Here is a 2,444-nt window from a genome sequence, read left to right as displayed (position 1 = left end):
AGCGGGCTGCCGGGCCGTTCTTCGCTTTCGCGTTTCCCTTTCCGGCGGTTCCGACTCTATCAGATCCTTTCGGGCCTGATTCCCAGTCAGCGGGGGTTGTCTTCACGGCTGTTGGGCCGTTCCGACGCTCAAACTCTAGCGGATTTCCCGGGCGGCTCATAATCGAGCCATTCGAAATGAATTTCGGCATGCCGAAATTCGTCCCGGCTGGGAGATCGTACTGAGTAGAGGTGCCGCATCAGCGGCGGGAGTGGCTGTCGCAGAACCGTTCCGGCCCCGTGACAACTCGGAGAACACTACGGATACGGCGGGGGCGTGTCAACCCCGGTCCGGTGACGCCCTCAGTCCAGGTCCGTGAGCCGGCCGCCGGCGTCAGGCTGGGTGTGCTCGACCCTGCGGAGGAGGCGGATCAGCATGTCGCCGAGGCCCGTGCGCTCCTCGCCGGTCAGGTCCTGGAGGAGCTCCTCCTCGAAGTCCGTCGCCATGCGCATCGCCTCGAGCCACTTCGTACGGCCCTCGTCGGTCAGCTCCACGATCACGCGGACGCGGTTGCTCTCGTCGCGGTCGCGGGTGACCAGGCCTTCGCCCGCCATGCGGTCGATGCGGTGGGTCATGGCCGCCGGGGTGAGTCCGAGGCGCTTGGCCAGCTCGCCCGGGCCCAGGCGGTAGGGGGCTCCGGCGAGGACGAGGGTCTTGAGGACCTCCCACTCGGCGTTGCTGATGCCCAGGTCGGCGAGCTGGCGACCGTACGCCACGTTCATCCGGCGGTTCAGCCGGCCGAGGGCGGAGACCACCTTCTCGACCTGGGGGTCGAGGTCCCGGTACTCGCGCTGATAGGCCGCGATCTGCTCGTCGAGGGTTGGCTCCTGCGGGGGGCGCGGGCCGGACTGCTCGGGGTTGTCGGACATGCGGGGAGTATCCCACGCTCACCGTTGGCGTTGAAGTCCTTCCATGTGTATTGTTAAGGATCGAATTTTAGTGTTGAAGTCTTCAGAGGTCAGGCCTACAGGTCTGAAGGTCTGAAGCTCCTGATCGAAGTGGGTGAGTGTGACCAAGGCGATGGGTGCAGCGATGCGCCGGATCCAGGCAGGCAGCGCGCTGAGCGCGTTCGGACTCGGCTTCACCGTTCCGTACCTCTATGTGTACGTGGCTCAGGTGCGGGACCTGGGCGCGACCACGGCAGGCATCGTGCTCGCCGTCTTCGCCATGGCCGCACTCGTCGTCCTGCCGTTCAGCGGACGCGCCATCGACCGGCGCGGCCCTGTCCCCGTCCTCCTCTTCGCCGCCGTCCTCGCGTCGCTCGGCGCGCTGGGCATGGGGCTCGCGGGCAGCGTGCCCGCTGTCGTCGGTTCGGCGGCGCTGCTCGGTGCCGGTACGGCCGTGATGCAGCCGGCGCTGGCGACGATGATCGTCTGGTGCTCCGATCCGGCCGGTCGTACCCGGTCCTTCGCCATGCAGTTCTTCCTGCAGAACCTCGGGCTCGGCATCGGCGGTCTGATCGGTGGCCAGCTCGTCGACGAGAGCCGGCCGGGCAGCTTCCTTCTTCTCTTCTCGATCGAAGCGGTCATGTTCCTCGTGCTCGCCGGGATCGTGCTGACCGTGCGGATGCCGGGCTCCCCCGCCCTGCAGGGCACCCGGCCGGCCGCATCCAAGGGCGGCGGTGTCCGGGCGCTGCTCGGGCACAAGGCCATGGTGCAGCTGTGCGTCCTGGGCTTCGTGCTGTTCTTCGCCTGTTACGGACAGTTCGAGTCGGGTCTCGCGGCGTACGGCACCGAGGCCGCGGGCATCCAGCCGTCGACGCTGGGGATCGCGCTGGCCGCCAACACGGCCGTCATCGTCGTCGCCCAGTTCGTGGTGCTGCGGTTCGTCGAGCGCCGCCGCCGGTCCCGGGTCATCGCGGCCGTCGGTCTGATCTGGGCCGTGGCGTGGGTGATCGCCGGATACGCGGGGCTCGGGCACGGCAGCCAGGCGATGGCGACCGCCGCCTTCGTCTCCACGTACGCCCTCTTCGGGCTCGGCGAGGCGATGCTGTCGCCTACCGTGGCACCGCTGGTCGCCGACCTCGCGCCGGAGTCGGCGGTCGGTCAGTACAACTCGGCGTTCGCGCTGGTCAAGCAGCTCGCGCTGGCCGTCGGTCCGGCCGTGGGCGGGCCCATGGGAGCCGCGCTGCACGGCCCGTACATCGTGACCTTCGTGCTCTTCTCGCTCGGGATCACGTTCCTTGCGCTGCGGCTCGGCAGGCAGCTCACGCCGGTGCAGGACCAGCCGTACCTGGCCACCAGGACCTCCCGGGTCGTGGCCCAGCACCTGCCCGAGCGGGAGAGCGTCTCCGCCTGAGCCCGGTCGGGCCCAAGGCCCTGTCGTCGAAGTCTCGCCTGGCCCGCGACGCCCGGCACCGCACCTCGCCGCGTTGTCGGAGCGCCCGAGTACGTCCAGTGGTCGGG

2 protein-coding genes are annotated in these 2,444 nt (G+C 69.0%); one reads left to right on the top strand and one right to left on the bottom strand.

What is annotated here, in order from left to right; translation table 11 throughout:
• Positions 1-341: 341 nt before the first annotated feature.
• Complete coding sequence (locus ACFUJR_RS39105; protein WP_383181593.1) at positions 342-908, bottom strand: MarR family winged helix-turn-helix transcriptional regulator; 567 nt, start codon at positions 906-908, stop codon at positions 342-344.
• A gap of 151 nt (positions 909-1,059) precedes the next feature.
• Between ACFUJR_RS39105 and ACFUJR_RS39100 the strand changes: the two genes are divergently transcribed.
• Complete coding sequence (locus ACFUJR_RS39100) at positions 1,060-2,337, top strand: MFS transporter (RefSeq protein ID WP_383181596.1); 1,278 nt, start codon at positions 1,060-1,062, stop codon at positions 2,335-2,337.
• Positions 2,338-2,444 lie beyond the last annotated feature (107 nt).

Origin of the sequence: Streptomyces sp. NPDC057271 (assembly GCF_042668715.1) — a bacterium.
Lineage (GTDB): Bacteria > Actinomycetota > Actinomycetes > Streptomycetales > Streptomycetaceae > Streptomyces.
Note: the sequence above shows the minus strand (reverse complement) of the source record. Positions and strands in the feature narration are given on the sequence as shown.